The organism is Mycobacterium lentiflavum, from assembly GCF_022374895.2.
Lineage (GTDB): Bacteria > Actinomycetota > Actinomycetes > Mycobacteriales > Mycobacteriaceae > Mycobacterium > Mycobacterium lentiflavum.
This window is the reverse complement of record NZ_CP092425.2, coordinates 1-21,117: the sequence shown is the minus strand read 5'-3', so window position 1 is coordinate 21,117 and position 21,117 is coordinate 1. Positions and strand designations below refer to the sequence as shown.

Genomic DNA, 21,117 nt, shown 5'->3' with positions numbered 1-21,117 from the left:
GAGGTGGAACGGTAGCGGCCGATTATCTCCTCCCTCGGGATGTGGCCTGAGGAAAAATTGTTTCTTTCTTGTCCCTTCCTCGTAGTGGCCGTCTTGTGCGGTGCGGTGTGGCTGTCAAAGGCTCGACCGTGGTCGACCGCGTAGCGGCATTGGCCTTGACAGCCACACCACACCGTTTCACCACAATGGGCGGCCCGTAGGAAAGGGGCAGCGCCCGGCACTACGACGGGCTGTAGCGGCGGCGATGCCGCTTGACCCGGCTTTCAAAAACTACAGAGTTTGTAACTTCGTAAACTACAGAGTTACAGAGTTACGGTCTTACAGACCGACAGACTCACGGAGTTCGATTTCTGTGGATCCTGTTAGGTCGGATTCTCGGCTCAGCAATAGGTCGATGGCCACTCTGATGAGGGTGTTTTCGGTAATCCGCTCGCCCCTACCTGCGCGGAGGCGGTTGAGGCTTCGGCTGAGGTCGCTGAGCTGTCCGTATTGGTCGGCGCGCAGGCGGGTCTCTTTGCGTTCGAGTTCGTCGTAACGGACCCATTGTCCGGGTGTGGGCTTTCTTGGACTGCGGCGCGCTGGCCTGCGAGGAGTGTGGTGGGCGGGAGTCGATGCGGCTGTTTCAGACGCTACCGGAGCTGTTGCGGCCGCCGGCGGCGGGTTGGGGGCTGATTCGGGCTGTGGCGACAGGTCGACGGTGACCCGTTCGCCGAGGGTTGCGAGGTCAACTTTTCGGCCTGCCATCACTGTCCTCCTGGGTTTCGTGCGGAGACGGCCAACTGTGTGTGGCGTCCGATCGGGGTTCGCCAGTCGGCGAACATTTCTAGGGCGACGGCACGGTATTCGCTGGCGGCCTCGATGGAGTACCTGTCTCTCGGGTACTGGGTGACCACGAGGCCCTGGGCGGGGGCATAAGCGTGCGCAGATAGCAGCCGGGTGGATGCCCGGAACCGGTGTATCCCCTGCTCGTCGAGCATTCTGAAGGCATCGTCGCGCATGCCTGCGGCGCGGCCGTCGATCTTGTTGCACAGCACCCGGTAGGGGACGCCGCTGGGGGCGATGAGTGTGCGGACGGTGCGGATGAGCGGCTCGACGGATAGCGGCGCGGGCTCGGTCGGGATCACGGCGTAGTCCGAGCTGGCGAGGACGGTCTTGAGGATTGCGCGCCCTTCAAGGCTGCCGGGGGTGTCAACGAACACGACGTCGTATCCCTCGGCCTCAGCCTTGTCACGCAGCCCGCCGAGCTGGGTGACATCGGTGGCGGTCGCGAAGTCGAAGGGGCGGTGCTCATCGTTGATGTTGGCCGACCACCATGAGGCGGACGCTTGAGGGTCGACGTCCACAACGAGTGTGCGGGAAGCCTCTGCGGTGACGCCGGCCAGGCTCATGCACGTGGTGGTCTTGCCGACGCCCCCTTTTTCGCTCAGCACAGCTACAACCTGCATATTTCCTCCCGGAGTTCGTAAGTCTGTGAGTTTGTATATCCGTAAGTTACGAACGTACTGAGTTTCGGAGTTACAGACTAACAGAGTGACGAGTCTTGGCGCGCCCGAGTGGGCTTGGGCTACGGTGCGCGGCCCTGGGAAACGCGCAACTTCCCAAAGGAATCACTGGACCCCCTCCCATTGCGTGGGGGCCAGGGCGGAAGGACGCGCGATGACGCGGCGACGACAAGATGATCGGGACCAGGGCGACGACGAGGGGCGTCCGGTGTTGCGGTGGCTGCGACTCGCGCGCGATACCGCAAGTGGCCTAGTGCTGATGTACGAGCTGGTGGATCACCTGTACACCGTGGCGGGGTGGCTGGTGGGGTAGACGCGACCTGCACACCATCGACCACTAATCGGTTACTGGTCTGAGCTAAAAGTCCGGGCACCCCGTGGCATCGTCCCGGCGGTGATCCTTAACGAGCCAATTCCAGGGGGCCTCCCAATGAAGCTGCTGTCCCAATAACGAACGTTTTCGGGACAACGCGCCAAGCGGGTGAGATAGCCACACCGGTCCGCCACCGCGGTTTCAAGGCAGTCCGTGGACGCTTTAGGTTCGGTTGGGCGAGTTGGCGTCGTGCCAGGCAGCCCAAATTTCGGGGCGCAGGCGCCCGCGATCGGGCACCGGCAACCCGGCGCTGCGGGCCCAGGCGCGGACCTCCGCAGTGGACGGTGTCGGCGCGACGGATGCCTGGTCGAGTTCTGTGGCATCGATCGTGGCCGGTGAGATGCGTTGCAGTGCAGCATGTTCGGTGACTGCCCAGGTGTGGGCGGCGGCCAGGAATCGGTAGGTCCATTCCTGGGCGAGCTGGCGGGTCTCGCAGAACACGACGGGCACGTTCGGCCAGCGGATCTGCAGCTCGGCGAGCCCGTCAGCAATCAGAGCGGGGCGAACCCGGTCGAGTTTGAACAGTTGTGAGTAGCGGTCCTCGATCACGACCGCCGCCCGCGGGAGCGCGGCCAGCTCGCCGACCTGGTAGCGCAGCTTGCCGCCGGTGAGGCTGGCGACCAGATCGGCCAGCGATTTGCGCTCCACGCTGGCCACGAGCTGGCCGTCGATGACGATGCCGTAGTCCCCGCACGGTAGCGCCCGCTTCACCGTGGTGACCTGCTGGGTGGGGAATCGGTAGGCGTACTGCTCGTGGCTGTCGATCACGATCGCCAACTCCTCGATGCCGTGGGCGCGGGCGGTCGGGGTGCGCACGTTCGGGCGGGCCTGCTTGCGGGTGCGCGGTGACTGCCAAAACACCGCGTCACGGCCTCGTGCCTGGGTGAACACGAGTTGGGAGCGGTTGTGCCGGGATCGGTCGGCGATCACGTCGATCGCCGCGCCGCGCCGATGGCACGACCTCAGTGGCACTCGTTCGACGATTACCGGATCCTCGGGCCACTCCTCCAGCGGGACCGGGTAGGCGAACAAGGCCTTCTCCCGCGGCCAAGTCCCCGACGTGCGGAAAAGCAGGTCACCGCCAGCCAGCGGGACACGCAGCAACAGCCGCAGCCGGGACTCGTCGTCGGGATTGACCGCGATCAGCAATTCCGCCACAAGCCCTGAGTCTGCCGGGCCTGGCCCTCGGCGAGGCGAGCGCATCACCGCATATGCGGGGATGTCTTACGGGATAGGTGCCGGTGGCATCAACGCGTATGCGCAGGTGCCGCCCATATGGGTGCTATGGGGATATAGTGGTGGGGACGCCGATGCCATTGCGGTGAGCATCGGAAGTGAACCCCAGGAGATCCTGCCGGACGACAGGGCCTGGGGTTTCGCGTTTCTTGGGCTCCGACTCAGACGTCGACGAGCGTGACCTTCGACTCGATCAAGGCGTAGCAGTGCCGGTCACCGCAGCGCATTTGAGTGACCGCTCCACAGCAGGCATCGGCGATCCAGAGCATGGGTTCTGCTGGGCCACCGACATGGTCCATGTGAAGCCCGCCGTCGAGGATGCGCTTGCGGCGCAGGTAGTCAAGTGTTTGGTGGTCCCGTTGGTCATCCTTGCGGCCGCGTGATTCCAAGATCGCTTGCCTCACTCCCATCTTGACCAGCTCGGCAAGCATCCGCTCCATACACAGGCGCCGTTGACGTTCAGGGCGGCCGGTGGTGGTTGCCTCCGAACGCACGACAACGAGGTGTTCGACGCGGAGTTCGGCGATCGTCTTGGCGATGGTTGCTTGGCGGCCGCGGTCTTCGTCGCGCCAGTGAAGCTTGCGGTGCCTTTTGCTCACCAAAAGCCCGCGCATGGCTTCTCGCACGGCCTCGGCATGGGTTTCTTCGCAGATGGCAGCGCTTAAGATGTACGTCCCCGGGTCCATTGCCTGGTTAGAGCCGGATTCGTCGAGCCACGCCACGAAACCCGTCAACCTTGGACCGCCGCACCAAGGTAGCGGTAGGCAGTCGCGCGCCCGATCCCAAAAGCCGTAGCCAGTTGGGCTACCGGCTCCCCGGTCGCCGCCAGACGGCACAGCTGCTGTTGTCGCTCAGCACTCAGCTTGGGTGGTTTGGTTGCCGGCAAGTCCCGGGCGCGGCGGGACTCACGGGATGCGGCGCGGCGTTCACGGCCGAGCTCGAGCTCAAGCTCGGCCAACGTCGCCATAATGGCGGCGACCGCGCGCCCGGTCGAGGTGGCGGTGTCGATGCCTTCGCGCAAGGCGCGCAACAGGATTCGGCGCTCACCGAGTTCGGCGATGGTGCGGGTAACTTCGGCGACCGAGCGGCCGAGTCGGTCGATGGCGGTGACGACGACGGTGTCGCCGGCGCGGGCGTAATCAAGCATGGAGGCCAGCCCTGGCCGGGCTGTCTTGGCGGACCCAGAAAGTTTGTCGGTAAACACTCGGTCGGCATCGACGCCGACGGCGGCAAGCGCGGTCAGCTGCCCGTCGAGGTCCTGGCCGGTAGTGCTGACACGGGCATAGCCCAGAATCGAGGTCACCGGCAAACCGTCTCATAGCCTGCGGCACAGCGGATTCGAGACACGCCGGTGTGAGACAACAAACGAGACGGCACGCGGCAGCGCGAGCTGCAAAAACTTTTTTGGAATCATTCCAATTTGGCTCGTCCCGATTCTCTATAACCGAGACAGCTTCCGGTTGAGCTGAAATATCAACGCTGGGCCCAGCGTAGCGGTCGGTTTTGCAGATTCGGTTTTCTTAGTCACCCGGCTTTGACGGTTGGTGCTCCCAGATCGCCCGCCAGTCGCGTTCTTCGTCCTGTTTGTCGTGGTGCAGCTGTTCTGAGGGCGGGCTGAGATGGATGGCTGGGTGCGGCAGGGCGAAGAAGTTCCCTTTGCCCAGCGCTGATGCACCACCGCCGGTGTCGAGGTAGCAGTAGCCTTCGCCGGACAATGCGGTGTCGGTGTCTGTGATGCCGAGATAGTGCAGGGCGTTGAGGGCGGCGGCTTTGGCGCCGTTTTTGGCGAAGATGGCGGCTTTGGGCAGCGATCGTCCTGACGGGGAGGTGGTGACGGTAGTGTCGCCGATCGCGAAAACGCCGGGGTGTTGGGTTTGCATGGTGGTGGCGTCGACCTCGATCCATCCCGGCCCGTCCAGTGTCACGGCGGGTTCGTGCGGAGGTATGAACACGAGCAGGTCGAAATCGGCATTTGCGCCGTTATGGAAGTGAATCTGTCGGGCGTCGGCGTCGATATCGGCGACGGCGTGCTCGCCGAAGAATTCGATGTCGTTGGCGTTGAGCAGGGCGACGAGTTCTGGTCCGGCGAAGGGTCCCGCTGAGGGCATCGGTTGCTTTTCGGGGCTGTACACCGAGATGTTCGCATGCTCGCGTGATCCCTTGTCGCGCAGTAGATCCGCGGCGAGCATCGCACCTTCGTACGGGGCGACGGGGCAGCGGTAGGGCTGCGAGGTGACCAGGAACACCAGTTTGCCGCCGGAGAATGTCTGCAGTGCTTCGTGTGCGTGCGCGGCGGCGTCTGTGCTGTAGTAGTGCACCGCCACGCCGCGTTGGGTCGCGTCGCGCAGTCCGGGGACGTTGTCGATGGCGTTGCGGGCGCCGGTCGCGATGATCAAGGCGTCAAAAGCGATGTCGCTGCCGTCGGCCAGGGTAACGCTGCGTGTCGCAGGGTCGATGGCGCGGACTGTCCCGGTCACCCGGCGGACTCCAGCCAATGTGCTGTCGCTGGGTCGGATCGGCACGCTGTCAGCATTGCGCCAGCCGCGCATGACCCATGGCAAGGTGAAACCCAGGAAATGTGAGAAGTCCTCATCGACGACGGTGATGTCGAGATCGTCAAGAGACACACCGGATTCGGTGAGTTCCTTGATGACCGTGAGTCCGCCGATACCGGCGCCGAGGACGACCAACTTTTTCGTCATTCTTCTGACCTCTTCCTTCTGCTGCTTTTCTGTGTCGTGCTTGTGTCCGGTGACGGACCCCTGCGGGTGGCCCTCACACCAGGGTCGCGGGGACCGAGCGTTTGACGGCACCGATGGGCAGTCCGCACCCGGCCCAGGTCGTCTTGCCGCAGGTAGGGCGCCGCACGGCATAACACATGACCGTCCTTGTCGCTGGGTTCGCTATGCGTGGGTGCGCGGACGCTCGAGCTGTGTGAACTCCGACGTGCCCACCAGGGTTGCGACCGCCTCGAAGATCGCCGATGTTTTGTCCGCGGCAGGCACCGAGGTGAGGACCGGCCCGAAGACGGTGTGTCCGTCGATCGTGATCAGCGGACTGCCCGAAGCCTCACCGAGCGCGTCTTGGCTGGCCTGATGCGAATCGTCGACCGCGGCGTCCAGGCTCGCATCCGACAGTGCCGCAGCTGTCACGTGGTGCGCGCCTGCCGCCGCAAGGACGTGCTTGACGAGGTCGTCGTCGAGGGCGGCTGACTCGTCGAAGTATCGGTGGCCGAAGGCGAAGTAGGCTTTGGCGATCGCGTCGGCGCCCAATTCGTCGCGCAGCGCGACCATCAGTCGCCCGACCTGCCGCGAGTCGCGCATCCGGGCCTGCTGTTGCTCCGGCAACTCACGTCCCGCGTTCAGTATCGCCAAACTCATGAGGCGCCATTCGATGTTGAATCCCGCCTCGTCGGCGGCGGTGGACAACCAGCGCGCTGTGTTCCACGAGAACGGACACACCGGGTCCAGCCACAACGTCAGTGTTTCGGAAGCCGTAACAGGCGGCTGCCGGTCAGTCATAAATGCTCCTCATCATCGAGAAAAATATTGTCAGACAACGCGTTTCCCAGCGATCAACTATCTAAAGGGGCGCTCCAGTGTCATACCCCCTACCGTATAGACAGTAGGCGGTGAGGGCAACCCACCGGGCGCCATCAGGTACTGACCGTCACCCTGTAACGTATACCTCCTGGGGTATGGTATGAAGATTGGCATGGTGAAAACTGCTGGCAAAGCATCCTTGGCGCAGCCGCGATCGGCGCACGCCAGCCAAGACATCGAAGCAACGCTGAACCGGTTGCGCAGAGCGCACGGGCAGCTCGGCGCGGTCATCTCGATGATCGAGCAGGGCCGCAGCTGCAAAGATGTCGTCACGCAGCTGGCAGCGGTGTCGCGGGCCCTGGACCGCGCCGGCTTCAAGATCATTGCGTCCGGTCTTCGTCATTGTCTCGATGCCCCCGGTGACCACGCCGATGGCCCAGCGCCATTGACGATCGAGGAACTCGAGAAATTGTTCTTGAGCCTCGCCTGAGGTGTCGGTCGCAGACCCCGGGCCGTGGAACGGGCTTCCTTTTACCAATACCCTGGGGGGTATGGTGCCGTGTGAGGGGTCGGCACGGGCTGCGGGAAGGCGGCGCTGACCTGCGCGGTCGGACGTCGGCCCTGGTCGTGCGGGGCACCGCAAGGATGAGAGGACAGCGCAATGTTGGCGACGCTGAAGCGTGCGTGGGTGCCGATTGTCGTGGTGTTGGTGGTCTTGCTCGGATCGATCGGAGTTTTCAAGCTGCGGGGGGTATTCGGTTCTGACCCCATCTTTTCGGCGACGGCAGGCCAGGCCCAGCAGCTACCCCAGATCAACGTCAAACATGTGACCTACGAGGTGTTCGGAGCCACAGGCACCGCGGGACGCGTGAGCTATGTCGACGTGGATTCCCGGCCCGCGCAGGCGAATTTCAGCAGCCTGCCCTGGCGTTACACGATAGCGACCACGATGTCGTCGGTGATCGCCAACGTTGTGGCCCAAGGCGATAGCGACAATCTCGGCTGCCGCATCACCGTCAACGGTGAGGTGAAGGACGAGCACCACTCCTCCGAGCATCATGCTCAAGTGTCGTGTCTGGTTAAGGCCGCATGACCGCCGGCAACCAGACGCGTCCGCGGTTGGCGCGGTTCGTGCGCAGGTTTGCGGTGCCGATCATCCTGGCCTGGCTTCTGGTGACCGTCGCGGTCAATGTTTTCTGGCCGCCGATTGAGTCGGCAGCGCGCAACCACGCGGTCACGATGTCGCCCCAGGACGCACCGTCGATGATCGCCTCGAAACAGATCGGTGCGACGTTTCACGAGTTCGATTCCGACAGCGTCGCCATGGTGGTGCTGGAAAGCGACACCAAGCTCGGTGAGCACGCGCACCGCTACTACGACGGGCTGGTGCACGAACTGCAGGGCGACCACAAGCATGTGCAGCACGTCCAAAACGTGTGGGGCAGCCCCCTGACCGCGGCCGGAGTCCAGAGCCGGGACGGTAAAGCCGCCTACGCCCAGCTCAACTTAGCGGGCAACCAGGGCAGCACACTGGGCAACGAATCGATCAAAGCGGTCCGCGTCGTCCTCGCCCGCACGCCCCCGCCCGCGGGGATGCGGGTTTACCTCACCGGGCCGGCCGCGCTGACCACCGACATGAACGAGGCCGCCGACAAAAGCATGCTGACCATGATGGGCGTGACCGGGGTGGTCATCATGATCATGCTGTTCCTCACCTATCGCTCTGTGAGCACGGTGCTGCTCGTACTCGCCATGGTCGGCCTCGAAATGGGCACCGCCCGAGGGGTCGTCGCGATCCTGGGCAACTACGATCTGCTGGGCTTTTCGACGTTCGTCGTCGCCATGTTGTCCTCGCTCGCTATTGCGGCGGGCACCGACTACGCGATCTTCCTGATCGGCCGCTACCAGGAAGCCCGCCAAGCCGGCGAAGACGCAGAAACGGCCTATTACAGTATGTTTCGCGGCACGTCTCATATCATCTTGGGTTCGGGGCTGACGATCGCCGGGGCCACCTTGTGCCTGCACCTGGCGCGCCTGGCGTATTTCAGAGCCCTGGGCATCCCGTCAGCTCTGGGTCTGTTGATTGTGGTCGCCGGGGCGCTGACCGCGGCGCCGGCCATCGTCGCCGTGGCGAGCCGGTTCGGTCTGCTCGATCCGAAACGAACTGTCAAAGTGCGCGGCTGGCGTCGCATCGCCACCGCGACGGTGCGCTGGCCCGCACCGGTGCTCGCCGCCTCGCTGGCACTGGCCCTGGTCGGCATCGCGATCATGCCGAGCATGAAAACCAGCTACGACGACCGCAACTACATTCCCGCAGATCTGCCCTCCAACGTCGGTTACACCGCCGCCGAGCACCACTTCAGCACTGCCACAATGAATCCCGACATCCTGATGGTCAAAAGCGATCACGACATGCGCAATGCCGGGGACATGATCATCCTGGACAGAATCGCCAAGGAGGTCTTTCGCACACCCGGGATCGCGATGGTGCAAAGCATCACCCGCCCCCTGGGCGGCCCGGTCGATCACACGTCGATACCATTTCAGATCAGCGCGCAGTCAATCCCCATACGGGAAAACCTTCAGTTCATGAACGACCGGGCAGCCGACATGCTCACCATGAGCAACGACCTCGGCGCCATGATCGGTTCGATGCAGCGCATGTACGGCCTCGTCCAACAGATGAGCGGCGCCACCCACCACATGCTCGGCGACATGAACAACATGAAAGCAACGCTGGACGACATCCGAGATCACCTCGCTGACTTCGACGACGTCGCCAGGCCCGTCCGCAGCTACCTGTACTGGGAACCGCACTGCCTCAACATCCCCGTCTGCTGGGCAACGAAATCGGTGTTCGAATCGATCGACGGCGTCGACAAATTCAGCGAGAACATGAAAACGCTACTGGGCGATGTCAGCAACGTCGACACACTGATTCCACAGATGGCGCAACAGTTCCCGCCGATCATCGCCGTCGCCACCGCGATGCAAGCAAGCCTGCAGACGATGCACAGCAGCTTCGCCGGCCTCGTCGACCAGATCACACGGATGACCGACACCGCCAGCGCCATGGGCCAGGCTTTCGACGCCTCGAAAAGCGGAGACTACTTCTACCTGCCGCCAGAAGCGTTCGACAATCCCGACTTTCAGCAAGGTCTGAAACTGTTCCTCTCACCCGACGGCCACGCCGCCCGCTTCATCATCACCCACGACACCGACCCGGCAACCCCAGCAGGTATCGCCGCGGTCACACCCGAACTCCAAGCCGCACACCAAGCCGTCAAAGGAAGCAGCCTGACCGACGCGCGGTTCTACCTCGCCGGGACCGCCGCCGTCTACCGCGATATCCAGGCCGGCTCCAAATACGACCTGATGATCGTCGGACTCGCGGCACTGACACTCATTTTTGCGGTCATGCTGATCATCACCCGAGCCGCCATCGCCTCAATAGCGATCGTCGGCACCGTGCTGCTGTCCCTCGGCGCCGCCTTCGGGCTGTCAGTGCTGGTGTGGCAGCACATACTCGGCTTGGAACTCAACTGGATCGCACCGGTTTTCGGGTTGATCATCCTGCTCGCGGTCGGCTCGGACTACAACCTGCTCCTGGTCTCACGATTTCAAGAGGAAATCGGTGCCGGACTCAAAACCGGGATCATCCGGTCCATGGGAAGCACCGGCGGGGTCGTCACCGCCGCCGGTCTGGTGTTCGCGTTCACCATGATGTCCATGGCCGCCAGCGACTTGAGTTCCATCGGCCAAGCCGGCACCACCATCGGCCTCGGACTGCTCTTCGACACCCTGATCGTGCGCTCCCTGATGACGCCCTCAATCGCGGCTCTGCTCGGCCGCTGGTTCTGGTGGCCACAACAGACAGCGCCGCGCCCGACAAGCCAGGCGCTCCACCACGCGCGCAACGGGATCTCGACGAGCGGTGGTTCGCGGTGATCGCTGCGTTCTGAGAGCCCCAAGGCAGGAACGGCAGTGCCGGAAAGTTGAAAGTCATCGAGAATATGCAGGGCAGCGTCAAGCTGTGCGTCACACGTCGCCGGGCCCCGGTCGCTGACGATCTACCCGTGGTCGTCGCCTCATCCACCTCATAACGTCGCCGCCAACGCCGATCGCATGGGTACCTGGCGTTGCACGTCGCCGAGATCCCCGCCGCTGACACTCAGCTCCCGCTTAACCGACACCTCGGGTTAGAGCTCCGCGTCCTCAGTCCAGTGGGTCTCGCTTGGCACACGAACCCCCTGTCCGTCAGCGGTCATCAGGTGCAGTGTCAGTAGTCTAACGATGACCTGTTATCCACGGGCATGGCAGGGACCGTAGTTCCGTTTTGTCCCTTGTCATCTCAAGGTTCCCGACACACCCCAGACCCGCCGAATAGTTCTGAAGATTCGCCGCCACTTAGCCCTGAAGATCACACACAGCGGCCTGGGGCTACGGGTGGGGGAGAGGTCACCGGAAGACTGTCTCGGTTCTTCTACAAACGAGACACTGGCTGCGGATCTTCGGTCGAGGGAGCCGCGACCCTATCGAAGGGGCGGGCCGGCGAGGCGGGACCACCATGGCAGGCGGCGGACAAGCGTGTCGTCCAGGGCGAAGCGGTTGCCGAGTCCGTGCTCGAGCATCACCAGTAAGGCGCAGAACACGACCGCATAGATGATTGAGGGGCCGATGTCGGTGGCCCCCGGCGGGTACGGCGCCCCGAAGCCGCCGGCCGTGGTCCATACCAGAAGGCTGTAAATGGCCCCGGCGACGTAGACGGCGCGCCGGGCGACTCCGACGATCAGCGTGATTGCGATCACCGTCTCGACAGCAGCGCCCAGATACGCACCCATTGCGGGTGCGGGGCGTTCCAGCCGCAGTACGAAGTCGAACCACGGCGCAAGCCAGTGCGGCTCGGCGGCCGCGGTGGCGATCATGTTCGGCAGGAAGGTGGCGCGGAACCCGGGTTGCCACTTCAGCCAGGCGTCGATGCCCCAAATCACGCCGAATACGATCCGCACCGCCGCGGCAACCCACTGCCGCCGTCGGTCCAGGGCCACCGCCGGAGTCCTGTCGCCGGGTTTGTCAGTGGGATGAGCGGCCGCGGGCTGGCCCGTCACGGACGAATTCGCCAGTGACCGCCCCGCCGCGGCTGCCCAGTCCGAACCGGCCGGAACTTCAGTCCGGTTCCCCGAGCGCACCCAACTTGGAGCGAACCGCCTTAATTGAACCAACGGTGAGCCCTCCCCGGATGGCGTGGTGGTCGTCAACCAGCCATCCGAACTGCTTATTTGATCCTGAGAGCGAAGGGACTGTGCGTCGGCCTGCCCCTGGAAAACGGTCTCTGCTCACCGTTTACGCAGTCCGTGCCGCGTCTGAATCATCCACGCGTGATCCCGGGACGAAGCGGGCAGCGGCTTCTGCGGCATACTGCGCCGCGACGTAGACGTCGTAGCGCTGCGCCTCCAAGGCCTGCACGCTGGAAAAGTCACGCTTGCCCCGAGTGGAGGCGTGTGCGATAAAGCCGAATGCGGCACCCCAGAACGCACCAATAATCGACGCGACCAGCAGCATCCATACCCACAATGGACCCGCCGTGAAGATCGATAGAAGCAAGCCGACCAGCAGACCGAACCAGGCACCACTACCGGCCCCGGCCAGGGCGGCTTTGCCGGTGGTCATCCGCCCGGTGACATGTTCGACCGTGCGCACCCCGTCACCGATGATCCGAACGTGCTCGACGGGAAACCCGTCATCGGACATCTGATCCACCAACCGCTGGGCGTCCAAATAGTGGTCAAACGATGCCACCAGCTCCTGTCTCACAGACGGTGCATCGCCGCCCTGCTGTCCGGGAGGTCCAGGAACGGTCATGTCTGCGTCCTCGGGTGTCGTGGGAAAATTGCTTGCCGGGGTTACCCGCTGTAGCCGATCGTTATGCACGGCACTTGGGTCGTGCCTCGGCTAAGCCGATTAGCACATAGATTTTAATCAGAACACTGTCCCGATTCGAAGTCGGGTCGCAGCGAACGGACCTGCATGGTCAGGTCCCGCAGCAACCGTTCCTCGGGGCTGCCGACGTATAAATTCAGCCATTCCGTGAGAGCCGCCAGCAGGGGAGTCGGCAACGGGAATCCCTTTCCTACAACGACATGAAGGATCCGCTCGATCGCCAGATGGTTTTTCCCACAACCTAATTCGACAAACACCATCGTGCGCTGTTCACCAGTTAGGCATGGCCCTGCCGCGTCAGCCAGCAGCCACGCCATGCCTGCGTCTGAATTTATCGGTGTTTTGCTCGGGCTGTGGGAAGAGTTAGCCGGGTCAGGCGAGGGCACTTCCGGCCTGCCATTGCGTCCAAGGCACACTCCAGTCACCGTTGTTCTGCAACGACTGTGGCGGCCCCCCGGTGTCGCGGACGTCGACGATGTCGCCTGATCGGGAAAAATCGAAGAACCATTTGGCGTTGTCGCCGTTCAGGTTTAGACAGCCATGGGAAGTGTCGGTGTTGCCTTGGGCCCACACGGTGCTGTCGAGTTGGTGAAGATAAATCCCGTCGGGGCTGATGCGGGTGGCGTAGTTGATGGTCTCGCGGTAGCCGAGGTGGGAACTGACGGGCAAGCCATAGGTAGACGAATCCATCACAACCGGATTGGACTTATCCATCACCGTGTAGACCCCGGGCGGGGTCCAAAACGTGAGGGTCTGCCCGGCGACGGTTTTCGTGCCCCCCATGCCCATCGAGGTGGGCATGGTGCGCACCAGAACGCCGTTGTTGTAAACGTTGACCTGTTTAGTGTTGTCGTCGGCGATGGACACATGCGCGTCACCGATGGTGAACGACGTCTGCTTGTCCTCTTGACCGTACAGTCCGCTCCCCAGCGGCGCGCCGTAGATGTTGGCCGCCGCGGTGATTTTCGTGCCCGCCGCGTAGTAGTGCTCCGGGCGCCAATGGGCGTTGTGGTCATCAACCCAATACCAGGAACCCTCGACGGCCGGAGCGGTCGTCACAGTCAGTCGGCGCTGCGCGGCCGCGCGATCGATGATGGGTTCATCAAAGTGGGCGACAATGACCGTGCCCACCCCGTAGGTGCCGCCGTCGCGCAGCGCCGCACCCGACGTCGTGGTCAGCGACACCGAAGCCTGAGTGCTGGGCGTGAGCGTGGTGAAACTCGACATCTGCGACGCGAAAGTTCCCGTCTGCCCACGACTGACCACGGTGAGGGTGTAGCTGCGGCCGTAACCCAGCGGCCCGCCGAGCTTCCACACCAGGTGATCGGGGGCCATAACACCTGGGATTGGCTTGTCTTGGTCGTTGACCATCCGCACGTCAGACAGCGTGCCGTTGACCGCGCTCACCGTGACCGCACCCAGCGGATCAACGTTCACCGCATCGGGGCCCGGAGTGACAGTAACGGTCGCAGGCATTTCAGCGCGCGGGACCGACGCTGTGAGCAGCGCACCGTTGTGGTCATCGCCTCGCCCGATCACCACCACCGCCACCGCCATCACACTGATCACAACGACCGCGCTAAGACTCAGGCGAGTTCGTCGACCGATAGACACCAGACGCCCCTTCTGTCCCTCTCACATTCGTTGTCACCGCCGTCGCGCAGGCTGCGACCAGCAAGGCATCAGCAGCTCCAAACCCCCGCCGACCTCGAGCATCGTAAACATTGAAGCTCGGGACCGGCCGAAGCTGCCGAATAGGGCAACCGCTGCCCCACCGCAGCGCTCCGAAGGCCGAACCCCATACCCCTTCAGGGTATAGCACGTCACCAACTTGTCCTGGCCGACAACGGCATCAACGATGACCCGGCCCGCACGCTCCACCCGCGAGCCCGAGCCCACGCCGACGAGGCCATCGGCGCCCGCGCATGCGGTGTGCGCAGAATTCGACCAAGGGCAACCAGCCAGCAAGTCTGCGATTTATTACAGTTCCAGCCCGTAGTCCTGGCCCTGCTCGCGATCCTGGTTGCGGCTGAGGTGTTCGTCGATGAAGCGTTGCTGCTCGATGCGCTCATCGACGGTGGCCTGAATCGACTGCCAGTAGGCCGCGCGGCGCCGTTGGACGGCGTGGGCGCGCCGGTCCAGCAGGTGTTGGACACGCTGGGGCAGCTGCTCGCGGCCTTCGGCTCCGGCGGCCACGTCGTGGGCGGTGTGGGCTTGGTCGTGGCGGGTGCCGATGATGTGGCGGGCGAGGTGGGCGGCTTGGCGGCTGGTGCCGCGGCGCGCCAGGTGCACACCCGGCTGCTCTTCGGCGTGTTCGTGTTCGGTTTCTCCGGCACGCCGCTCGTACAAGTACGCCTCATTTGATTCGCGGCCGCGGGTGAGTGCGACGTAGAGCAGGTTGCGGCTGGTGTGTTCGCCGAGCACGGCGTGGGTGGTGTCGGCGGTGACGCCTTGGGCGGAGTGCACGGTGACCGCATAGCCGTGGGTGACATGTTCCTGGAGGTAGTCGCCGGTGAAGGCGACACGCGCGCCATCAGAGAGCCGGCGCGCGGCAATCCGGTCATGGTCGGAGTCCACGGCGTAGACGCGCCAGCGTTGCCCGTTGCGCACCGGATCCGCGGCCTTCGCGAAGTCGGCGGCGTCATGAACCGGGTTGGTGGGGTCGTTGCGCCGGCTGAGGATCACATCGCCCTTGGCGATGCGGTGTCCGCGCGCCGCGCCGACGGTCGGCAACGCGCTGTCGATGGTGTCGTCGTGGATGCGCCGGTTGAGCGCATCGCACATTTCTGTGGTGTCGCAGATCAGCAGCGTGTCCTTGCCCGCCGCGGTGTCGGCCTGGTAGCCGGTGAGGGCGTCGGCGGCCATCGCGATGTCATCGCCGGTGTGCAGCCGCCCGTTCGCCCGGTACCAGTCGACGGCGCGCCGGATCGGGGCCGGGCCACCGTCCCTGAGCGCCAAAGACGCGGAGCGTTCCTCGGGGTCGCGCATCCGCCACACCTCCGACAGGGTCTGCGTCCACGGCAAGTCTTGACAGAGTTGGGCGAACATTCCCCCGCGGGCCTTGACCGGGCTCAGTTGGTGGGCATCACCGACCAGCACCGCCTTGATGCCCGCCTTCGTGGTGGCGGCCAACAGTTGGCGTAGATCGTCGGTGCCGATCATGGCGGCCTCATCGACGATCACCACACCGGGCCGGCGCAACGTCAGGGTTCCGTCACGTAACGATTTAAGCGCCTTGGCCACGGTGTAGCCGACATCCCCGGCACCCTCCCGGATAGCGACATCAACCGCCTTGCCGGTCGGGGCCACCACCATCACCTGCCCCCGAAACCGGCGCGCCCCGGCCGCCAGCGCGCGCAGCGAAGTGGTCTTACCCGCCCCGGCCGGCGCCGACAACGGACACACCAACCACGGCGAACCCGCAATGCTGTGCACCGCGCGCTTCTGGTCGGGTGAGAGCCCGGCGGCATCGTGCTCGTTGACCCAGATCTGGGCCCGCACATCGCGGGCATCCACCAGGTCCAGCACGCCTTGTTCTTCGGCCAGAAACGCCTCCAGGGTGAACCGGTCATGGCCCTCACGCTGATGCGCCAACCGGGGCGCAGTCACCCGCAAACCCAGTGCGTCGACGGCGGCCTCCACCATCTCCCGCGGCCCACGCTCGGTGTCCACCGGCAGCTGCGCCCCGATCACCTCCACCAGATCGGCGCGGGTGAAGGTGGCCTTGTCCATCGCCTCCGCCGCCGCCAACAGCCGGCGCCGATCCAACGGCGCGGTAGCCGCCGCACTCCACGCCTGTCGCGCTTTCCGCGCCTGGGTGTAGGCGTCCCGATCAAAACGCAGACCGCGCGCATCCGCGCGCCAATCCTGCGCTAGTTGCGCCCACGCCAACTGCTCGGGCTTGGACGGACGGGTGGCCTTTTGCGCGGCCCCCAACTGCGCCGCCGACAGCCCTTTGGCCGCGTCGACGACGGTCAGATTGTCCGCGGCCCACTCCCGCAACGCACTCGAACGCTGCGACCACGCCGTGATCGTCTTGGGGTCGATGCCGGCGATCTCGGCCATCCCCGTTTGTGGGTCCACCGGCGCCCACTCCAGGCCCAACGACCGGTGCAGCTCGCGGCGCAGCGTCGCTTGGTAGATCACCCCGGCGGCTTTGGCTTCGTGATACAGCGACGTGCCATCCACCGACACCAACCGGCCGTCGCCGCGGGCCTGCCGATTCGGGACCAGCACGTGAGTGTGCAGGTGCGGATCCCCCGCCCGCGACGTCTCATGCTGATACGCCACCGCCACCAACCCCGGCAACCGCACCAGGTCCTTGTCCCCGGTGACCGAGTTATGCACCCGGCTGTAGCCGGCATGCGCGGCGAGGTATTCCAGCGCCTCGGCGATGGCGGTGGTGTGCGCGGAAAGGACCGCTTTGTCGGCCACGTCATCACCGCGCAGCGCACGGATCAGCGACACACTTTTGGGTGCGCAAAACGTCAAATCAAACCCATGCACCGACCGCTTGCCGAACCCACGCCCGCACACCCCGTTCGGCGCGGCCCCCTCATCCAGCCAACGCGCCACCACCTCCGGATCAGCATCCCCGCCCGCCCGCTCCGTGTCGCTCAACCCCACCAATTCCGCCGCGGCACGGGCGTCGCCGGCACACAACCAAGTGGGGGTGCGGGTGTCGTGCTCGCCGTAATACTCCCCCAACCCACCACCCGCCCGCTGGGCGTCTTTGGCTGCCTGCCCAGCTGCGCGGGCGGTGTCGTTGTAGTAATTGACCGACCACCGCGAGAGCTTCGCAATCGTCAACATGGCCCACCACCCCGCTCGCGCGCCGCCGTCAGGCGACCCATCCTGCTGGGCAAACAACGTTTGCCCAGCAGGCAGCCTCGCACACCCTTGTGCAAATGTGCCCTGGCGACACGCAGGTAGGAGCAAAAGGTTTGCTGGGCACGGGTGCGGCAGAGGCTGAAGGAAGCCCAGGTAGGCGGGAGATTCGGCAGAAAAGCGGGTGGGATAAACCTGCGGAAGGGTTGGATAGCAGAGGTGACGGTGGACGACGATGCGGAGCTGGCGACGCTTGTGGCGCCGCGTCGACGACCTCTCCGCCGAGCTGCCCCCGCCGGTCGGCGCGCGGTGCGCAACGCCATCGCCACCAACGTGCTGTCGGGCTGGCATCCCAGCACCGACGAACATCACCCGCCTGGTCGCCTTCGCCGCCGGCAAAACCAGCCTGGGCCGACTACCTAACTGCCGGCACCCACCCCGCCCACACCCGACAGTGCTAAGCACACCTAACAACCCGATTTTCCCGACCTGATTAGGCCGGCTAACACGTCGAGTGGGCATCCGGCAGCAGCCGCATACCGGGCGCCAAATCACGTCGCTGCGACGCCGGCTTGGGGCATCACCGATAGACGATGGGAACGCCGCACCGCCCAGGCCGAAACGAGGCAAACCGATGGACTATGAGACCGCATTGACCGAGCTGCTGGTGCGCCGCGCTCAGCTCGGTAGTGAGCGCGTACTCGACTGGCTGGTGTACGGGACACCGCTGGCGCGGCTGCCGCGCCTGGACGTGGTGTGCGGGGATCACCGCGCCGGCCCCTACTAACCGCGCGGCTCGGACCTGAGTGGAGGCGTGCGGGCCGCGGCCGCCGCGGCCGCCACCCGCGCGGCATCGTGGGCGGCGGCGCGGGCGCGTTTGCGCGCCGCGGCACGCGCGGCTTCGGCCGCTATCGCCCGCGCGGCGGTATGCCCGGCACTGCCCAGCGCGGCGCGGCCGGCGGCGCGGGCGCGCTCATGTTCGGTGTGGGCGGCGCGCTGCGCGGCCAGGTGCGCCTGGTGCGCGGCGCGCTCGACGGCTTCCCGCGCTTCGTCGAGGGCGGCCGGGCGCTCCTCGAGGCGCTCGCGGCCATGCCAGGCCAGCATCGCGCCCAACAGCCCGATCGGCTTGTGCGGAGCATCCGGAATCCGCCGCCCGCTCACTCCCGCCCAGTCCCCGATGAGCGCGTTGAGATCGCGCGGGCTCCAGCCGTGCGCGGCCGGCCCGGCCAGGATCGCCGCCCACGCCGCCGCGCTGTGCCGGCGCGCCCACGGCGGAGCATGGGAATCGGCGCGCCACGCCCGCGCCAGGCCGGCGCCCCCGGCATCTGGTGCTCGGCGGCGCGGCGCGCCGCCCTGCCGGCGGCCCGCAGGGCCACCGGTGCCGGTAGTAACCACTTGGTTAGGTGAGTGTTTATCCCTAACGGGACCGCTACGCGGGTGGGGTGACAGCCCAGACACCAAGCCGGTGAGCTGCCGGTTATCGTGCAGCGCCCACACACTGGCCCAGCCCCGACCCCGGTCGCCCACCCGCCAGGACGCCAACCGCTCCATGCGGGTGCGCTGGCGACCGCGCAGCACCTCAGAGGCCACCCCCAACAGCCGCAGCACAGCATCGGCGCGCTGCACGGTACGTACCGAGTAGCCGGTATCGGCGGCCAGCCGCTCATTGGAGGGCCGGCAATTCCGGCCGGTGCCGTAATCGGCATAGCCCGCGCGGGCCGCAGCGACCGCCAGCAGCGCTCGGCGGCTGATCGGGTTACCCGGCATCAACGGGCGCACCGCGGTGTCATAGCGGCAGTCATAAGCCACCGCAACCGTGAACGTGGCCCACCGCTGCGCTCTCCCACTCCAACACGGCACCCCCGCATATGGGGCCTCACCGAGCTCGAGCACGATCACCGCGGCGATCGCGCGGCAGTTGGCGGCCAACAACGCGCCGGCGCGCGGGCCCGTGCGGGCCACACCGCGGCGTGGTCGGACTGCGGTGCATCCTCGATACGGGATGGCGCACAAATCCACACGTGGTGTGGACAAAAGTTGATCACAGTGCGCGGCGTTGTCTGGAACAGCTGACAGGTATGCGCTACCGTGAGACGAGTCGCTCAAGACACGTCCCTTTCAGGGGCAACGGGTGCGGACCCGGAACCGAGCTGGTAACTCGGCTTGAACCCTCAGACAGGGCCCCGCTAGCGCGGGGCCTTTGTCATGTCAGCGGGGTGGTCCGCACGCTATGAAGATGTCGCGGGGGTGCCGACTCTCGGGCCGGGAGCTAGATAGCGAGCAGCAGGACCTCCCGATCGAGGTGACGTACCGCTTCGGTGCGGCCAGTCGCGATAGCGAGCAAATCGGCGGCAGCCGAACCCGCAGCGATGGAATGCCTTGCAGCGCAGTCACGAAGAACCGCGTAGACCTGCGACGGGACGCGCAACTTGGTGGGTCTGCTGCCGTCGTCGCGGGCCGCGGTAGGTCGGCCGCCACTGGGTGCAGGTGTGGGTGCCGCGGGTAGGAGTGCCGCTTGGTGAACGTCGCGGGCAAGGGCCGGATAACCGGTGGCGATGGCCAGCAGGTCGGCCGACAACTGGCTAAGGCTCGTGCCGTGGTCAGCGGCTCGAGCCTCAAGGTCTGTGTAAACAACCGCGGCGATCGGGGCGAGAACTTGATCACGGGCACCCTTGTGCGTGCTACGTGATTGAGCCATGCGGTGATCATTCCTGCGACATAAAGACTTACCGGGTAAGACACGCCGTCAAAGCGTGACCTTTTCGTGATGGAGAGCCCGCCGCCGAAGCACGCCTGCGAGCGACAATTTCGGGGGAAGCTGGTGGTGTACGAGGTGCGTCGGTCTGGCCGATGCGGCTTGAGGGAATTGCGCCGGCGCAAGACTCGTTGCATACTGGTGCCATACCGCCCGTCCCCGGAAGGGGGCGGGTTTTCACTTTGTGGGCCAGTTTCACCAGGGTAGAGGCTTATGGACTCCCCCGGTTGGGTCGGCGAGCTGGCAGGCCCTGAAGTCGGCGTCGGCCATTTGATACCACCAGTGGTTTCCGGCTCCGGTGGTGGCGGGCGCGCTGAGTGAGGTGGCGGTGTATCCGCGGGTGGGGTTGACCAGGCCGAGCGGAACCAGTTGGCGCACTTGGTCGATGGGGAATTTGAGGTCTGTGTCGTTGCTGATGACCACCGCACCTTCGATGGGCTTGTGTCCTGGTTGTCCTTTGAGGACATCGAGGAGGAGGTGGGCGGCCACGTTGACGTCGGAGCCTTTCTCTTCTCGGCGGGCGACGGACACGATGAATCGGGCGCGGGGCTCGTCCTGCCCGGCGTCGTTCTTGATCATGACGGGGCCGCCGGGTGCGGTGAGGATCGGTCGGCCGCGCCTGTTGGGTGTGGCGAGCGGAGCGCGGGCGGTGCGGGTGACGTAGTTGCCGTACTCGATGTGGTCGACGATGTTGCCTCTGGTGAGCGCAGCGAGGTAGGCGTCCTGCTCGTGCTGCCCAACGGGGTTGTCGACGCCGGAGATGCGGGCGGTGCAGTAGACGATGCGCTCGACGGTGACGTTGGTCCACGGTGAGTGGTTGGTGATCAGGTCCGTGGCCAGTTGCCGGAGGTCCAACCAGCGCCACCCTGGGGTGCTGGGGCCACAGAGGAACTTGCCGCCGTAGTAGAGGTTGAACCCGTCGATGTAGACGCCCACTCGCAT

At 65.2% G+C, this 21,117-nt stretch carries 20 protein-coding genes; 5 read left to right on the top strand and 15 right to left on the bottom strand.

Annotated elements, in window-relative coordinates:
• Nucleotides 1-743 precede the first annotated feature (743 nt).
• Nucleotides 744-1,445, bottom strand: coding sequence for a ParA family protein (locus tag MJO58_RS28595; protein ID WP_054585403.1), 702 nt, complete (start codon nucleotides 1,443-1,445; stop codon nucleotides 744-746).
• Between the two features lie 211 nt (nucleotides 1,446-1,656).
• Here MJO58_RS28595 and MJO58_RS28590 point away from each other — a divergent pair, with 211 nt between their 5' ends.
• The gene (locus MJO58_RS28590; RefSeq protein ID WP_154074437.1) at nucleotides 1,657-1,815 is read left to right on the top strand and encodes a hypothetical protein; all 159 of its coding nucleotides are present in this window, start codon (nucleotides 1,657-1,659) and stop codon (nucleotides 1,813-1,815) included.
• 222 nt (nucleotides 1,816-2,037) lie between these two features.
• On the opposite strand, the gene MJO58_RS28585 is transcribed toward MJO58_RS28590, so the two are convergent.
• The 6 genes from MJO58_RS28585 to MJO58_RS28565 all read right to left on the bottom strand — a co-directional run bounded on the left by MJO58_RS28585 (nucleotide 2,038) and on the right by MJO58_RS28565 (nucleotide 6,632).
• The gene (locus MJO58_RS28585; RefSeq protein WP_042910278.1) at nucleotides 2,038-3,033 is read right to left on the bottom strand and encodes an ERCC4 domain-containing protein; all 996 of its coding nucleotides are present in this window, start codon (nucleotides 3,031-3,033) and stop codon (nucleotides 2,038-2,040) included.
• A gap of 239 nt (nucleotides 3,034-3,272) precedes the next feature.
• Nucleotides 3,273-3,833, bottom strand: a complete 561-nt coding sequence (locus tag MJO58_RS28580) for a hypothetical protein (protein WP_083651534.1) — start codon at nucleotides 3,831-3,833, stop codon at nucleotides 3,273-3,275.
• Between the two features lie 8 nt (nucleotides 3,834-3,841).
• On the bottom strand, nucleotides 3,842-4,414 hold the full coding sequence (locus tag MJO58_RS28575; protein ID WP_042910277.1) for a recombinase family protein: 573 nt from the start codon (nucleotides 4,412-4,414) through the stop codon (nucleotides 3,842-3,844).
• Nucleotides 4,415-4,631: 217 nt separating this feature from the next.
• Nucleotides 4,632-5,813 (bottom strand): NAD(P)/FAD-dependent oxidoreductase, encoded by a 1,182-nt coding sequence (locus MJO58_RS28570; protein WP_042910276.1) that lies wholly within the window; start codon nucleotides 5,811-5,813, stop codon nucleotides 4,632-4,634.
• Between the two features lie 73 nt (nucleotides 5,814-5,886).
• A complete protein-coding gene (locus tag MJO58_RS29055) occupies nucleotides 5,887-5,991 on the bottom strand; it encodes a DUF8730 family Cys-rich protein (protein WP_491562441.1) in 105 nt (34 codons plus the stop codon).
• Between the two features lie 23 nt (nucleotides 5,992-6,014).
• Complete coding sequence (locus MJO58_RS28565) at nucleotides 6,015-6,632, bottom strand: mycothiol-dependent nitroreductase Rv2466c family protein (RefSeq protein ID WP_051445808.1); 618 nt, start codon at nucleotides 6,630-6,632, stop codon at nucleotides 6,015-6,017.
• Between the two features lie 193 nt (nucleotides 6,633-6,825).
• Between MJO58_RS28565 and MJO58_RS28560 the strand changes: the two genes are divergently transcribed.
• The 3 genes from MJO58_RS28560 (at nucleotide 6,826) to MJO58_RS28550 (ending at nucleotide 10,601) form a co-directional block, all read left to right on the top strand.
• A complete protein-coding gene (locus tag MJO58_RS28560; protein WP_051445812.1) occupies nucleotides 6,826-7,143 on the top strand; it encodes a metal-sensitive transcriptional regulator in 318 nt (105 codons plus the stop codon).
• Between the two features lie 171 nt (nucleotides 7,144-7,314).
• Nucleotides 7,315-7,746: an MmpS family transport accessory protein gene (locus MJO58_RS28555; protein ID WP_042910275.1), complete on the top strand. Its 432-nt coding sequence runs from the start codon at nucleotides 7,315-7,317 to the stop codon at nucleotides 7,744-7,746.
• Nucleotides 7,743-10,601: an MMPL/RND family transporter gene (locus tag MJO58_RS28550; RefSeq protein ID WP_054586225.1), complete on the top strand. Its 2,859-nt coding sequence runs from the start codon at nucleotides 7,743-7,745 to the stop codon at nucleotides 10,599-10,601. The genes MJO58_RS28555 and MJO58_RS28550 overlap by 4 nt, the downstream gene beginning before the upstream one ends.
• 584 nt (nucleotides 10,602-11,185) lie before the next feature.
• On the opposite strand, the gene MJO58_RS28545 is transcribed toward MJO58_RS28550, so the two are convergent.
• The 5 genes from MJO58_RS28545 to mobF all read right to left on the bottom strand — a co-directional run bounded on the left by MJO58_RS28545 (nucleotide 11,186) and on the right by mobF (nucleotide 17,405).
• Nucleotides 11,186-11,701, bottom strand: coding sequence for a hypothetical protein (locus MJO58_RS28545; RefSeq protein WP_042910273.1), 516 nt, complete (start codon nucleotides 11,699-11,701; stop codon nucleotides 11,186-11,188).
• Nucleotides 11,702-11,996: 295 nt separating this feature from the next.
• Nucleotides 11,997-12,515: a YflT domain-containing protein gene (locus MJO58_RS28540; protein WP_051445806.1), complete on the bottom strand. Its 519-nt coding sequence runs from the start codon at nucleotides 12,513-12,515 to the stop codon at nucleotides 11,997-11,999.
• 113 nt (nucleotides 12,516-12,628) lie between these two features.
• Complete coding sequence (locus MJO58_RS28535; RefSeq protein ID WP_054585745.1) at nucleotides 12,629-12,910, bottom strand: hypothetical protein; 282 nt, start codon at nucleotides 12,908-12,910, stop codon at nucleotides 12,629-12,631.
• A gap of 55 nt (nucleotides 12,911-12,965) precedes the next feature.
• Nucleotides 12,966-14,162: a L,D-transpeptidase gene (locus MJO58_RS28530; RefSeq protein WP_226057963.1), complete on the bottom strand. Its 1,197-nt coding sequence runs from the start codon at nucleotides 14,160-14,162 to the stop codon at nucleotides 12,966-12,968.
• Nucleotides 14,163-14,573: 411 nt separating this feature from the next.
• Complete coding sequence (mobF, locus tag MJO58_RS28525) at nucleotides 14,574-17,405, bottom strand: MobF family relaxase (protein WP_186275192.1); 2,832 nt, start codon at nucleotides 17,403-17,405, stop codon at nucleotides 14,574-14,576.
• A gap of 649 nt (nucleotides 17,406-18,054) precedes the next feature.
• On the opposite strand from mobF, the gene MJO58_RS28520 reads away from it, so the two are divergent.
• On the top strand, nucleotides 18,055-18,207 hold the full coding sequence (locus tag MJO58_RS28520) for a hypothetical protein (RefSeq protein ID WP_154074436.1): 153 nt from the start codon (nucleotides 18,055-18,057) through the stop codon (nucleotides 18,205-18,207).
• Here MJO58_RS28520 and MJO58_RS28515 read toward each other — a convergent pair.
• From MJO58_RS28515 to MJO58_RS28505, 3 genes are all read right to left on the bottom strand, one after another.
• Nucleotides 18,204-19,382: a helix-turn-helix domain-containing protein gene (locus tag MJO58_RS28515; RefSeq protein ID WP_154074439.1), complete on the bottom strand. Its 1,179-nt coding sequence runs from the start codon at nucleotides 19,380-19,382 to the stop codon at nucleotides 18,204-18,206. The genes MJO58_RS28520 and MJO58_RS28515 overlap by 4 nt on opposite strands.
• Nucleotides 19,383-19,689: 307 nt before the next feature.
• On the bottom strand, nucleotides 19,690-19,998 hold the full coding sequence (locus MJO58_RS28510; RefSeq protein ID WP_186275191.1) for a hypothetical protein: 309 nt from the start codon (nucleotides 19,996-19,998) through the stop codon (nucleotides 19,690-19,692).
• A 372-nt stretch (nucleotides 19,999-20,370) separates the two neighbouring features.
• The gene (locus tag MJO58_RS28505; protein WP_042910280.1) at nucleotides 20,371-21,117 is read right to left on the bottom strand and encodes an NYN domain-containing protein; all 747 of its coding nucleotides are present in this window, start codon (nucleotides 21,115-21,117) and stop codon (nucleotides 20,371-20,373) included.

Coding starts and splice junctions, on each gene's coding strand:
- MJO58_RS28595 (WP_054585403.1), bottom strand. CDS start 1,445: ATGCAGGTTGTAGCTGTGCTGAGCGAAAAAGGGGGCGTCGGCAAGACC.
- MJO58_RS28590 (WP_154074437.1), top strand. CDS start 1,657: ATGACGCGGCGACGACAAGATGATCGGGACCAGGGCGACGACGAGGGG.
- MJO58_RS28570 (WP_042910276.1), bottom strand. CDS start 5,813: ATGACGAAAAAGTTGGTCGTCCTCGGCGCCGGTATCGGCGGACTCACG.
- MJO58_RS29055 (WP_491562441.1), bottom strand. CDS start 5,991: ATGTGTTATGCCGTGCGGCGCCCTACCTGCGGCAAGACGACCTGGGCC.
- MJO58_RS28565 (WP_051445808.1), bottom strand. CDS start 6,632: ATGACTGACCGGCAGCCGCCTGTTACGGCTTCCGAAACACTGACGTTG.
- MJO58_RS28560 (WP_051445812.1), top strand. CDS start 6,826: ATGGTGAAAACTGCTGGCAAAGCATCCTTGGCGCAGCCGCGATCGGCG.
- MJO58_RS28555 (WP_042910275.1), top strand. CDS start 7,315: ATGTTGGCGACGCTGAAGCGTGCGTGGGTGCCGATTGTCGTGGTGTTG.
- MJO58_RS28550 (WP_054586225.1), top strand. CDS start 7,743: ATGACCGCCGGCAACCAGACGCGTCCGCGGTTGGCGCGGTTCGTGCGC.
- MJO58_RS28540 (WP_051445806.1), bottom strand. CDS start 12,515: ATGACCGTTCCTGGACCTCCCGGACAGCAGGGCGGCGATGCACCGTCT.
- MJO58_RS28535 (WP_054585745.1), bottom strand. CDS start 12,910: ATGGCGTGGCTGCTGGCTGACGCGGCAGGGCCATGCCTAACTGGTGAA.
- mobF (WP_186275192.1), bottom strand. CDS start 17,405: ATGTTGACGATTGCGAAGCTCTCGCGGTGGTCGGTCAATTACTACAAC.
- MJO58_RS28520 (WP_154074436.1), top strand. CDS start 18,055: ATGGACTATGAGACCGCATTGACCGAGCTGCTGGTGCGCCGCGCTCAG.
- MJO58_RS28505 (WP_042910280.1), bottom strand. CDS start 21,117: ATGCGAGTGGGCGTCTACATCGACGGGTTCAACCTCTACTACGGCGGC.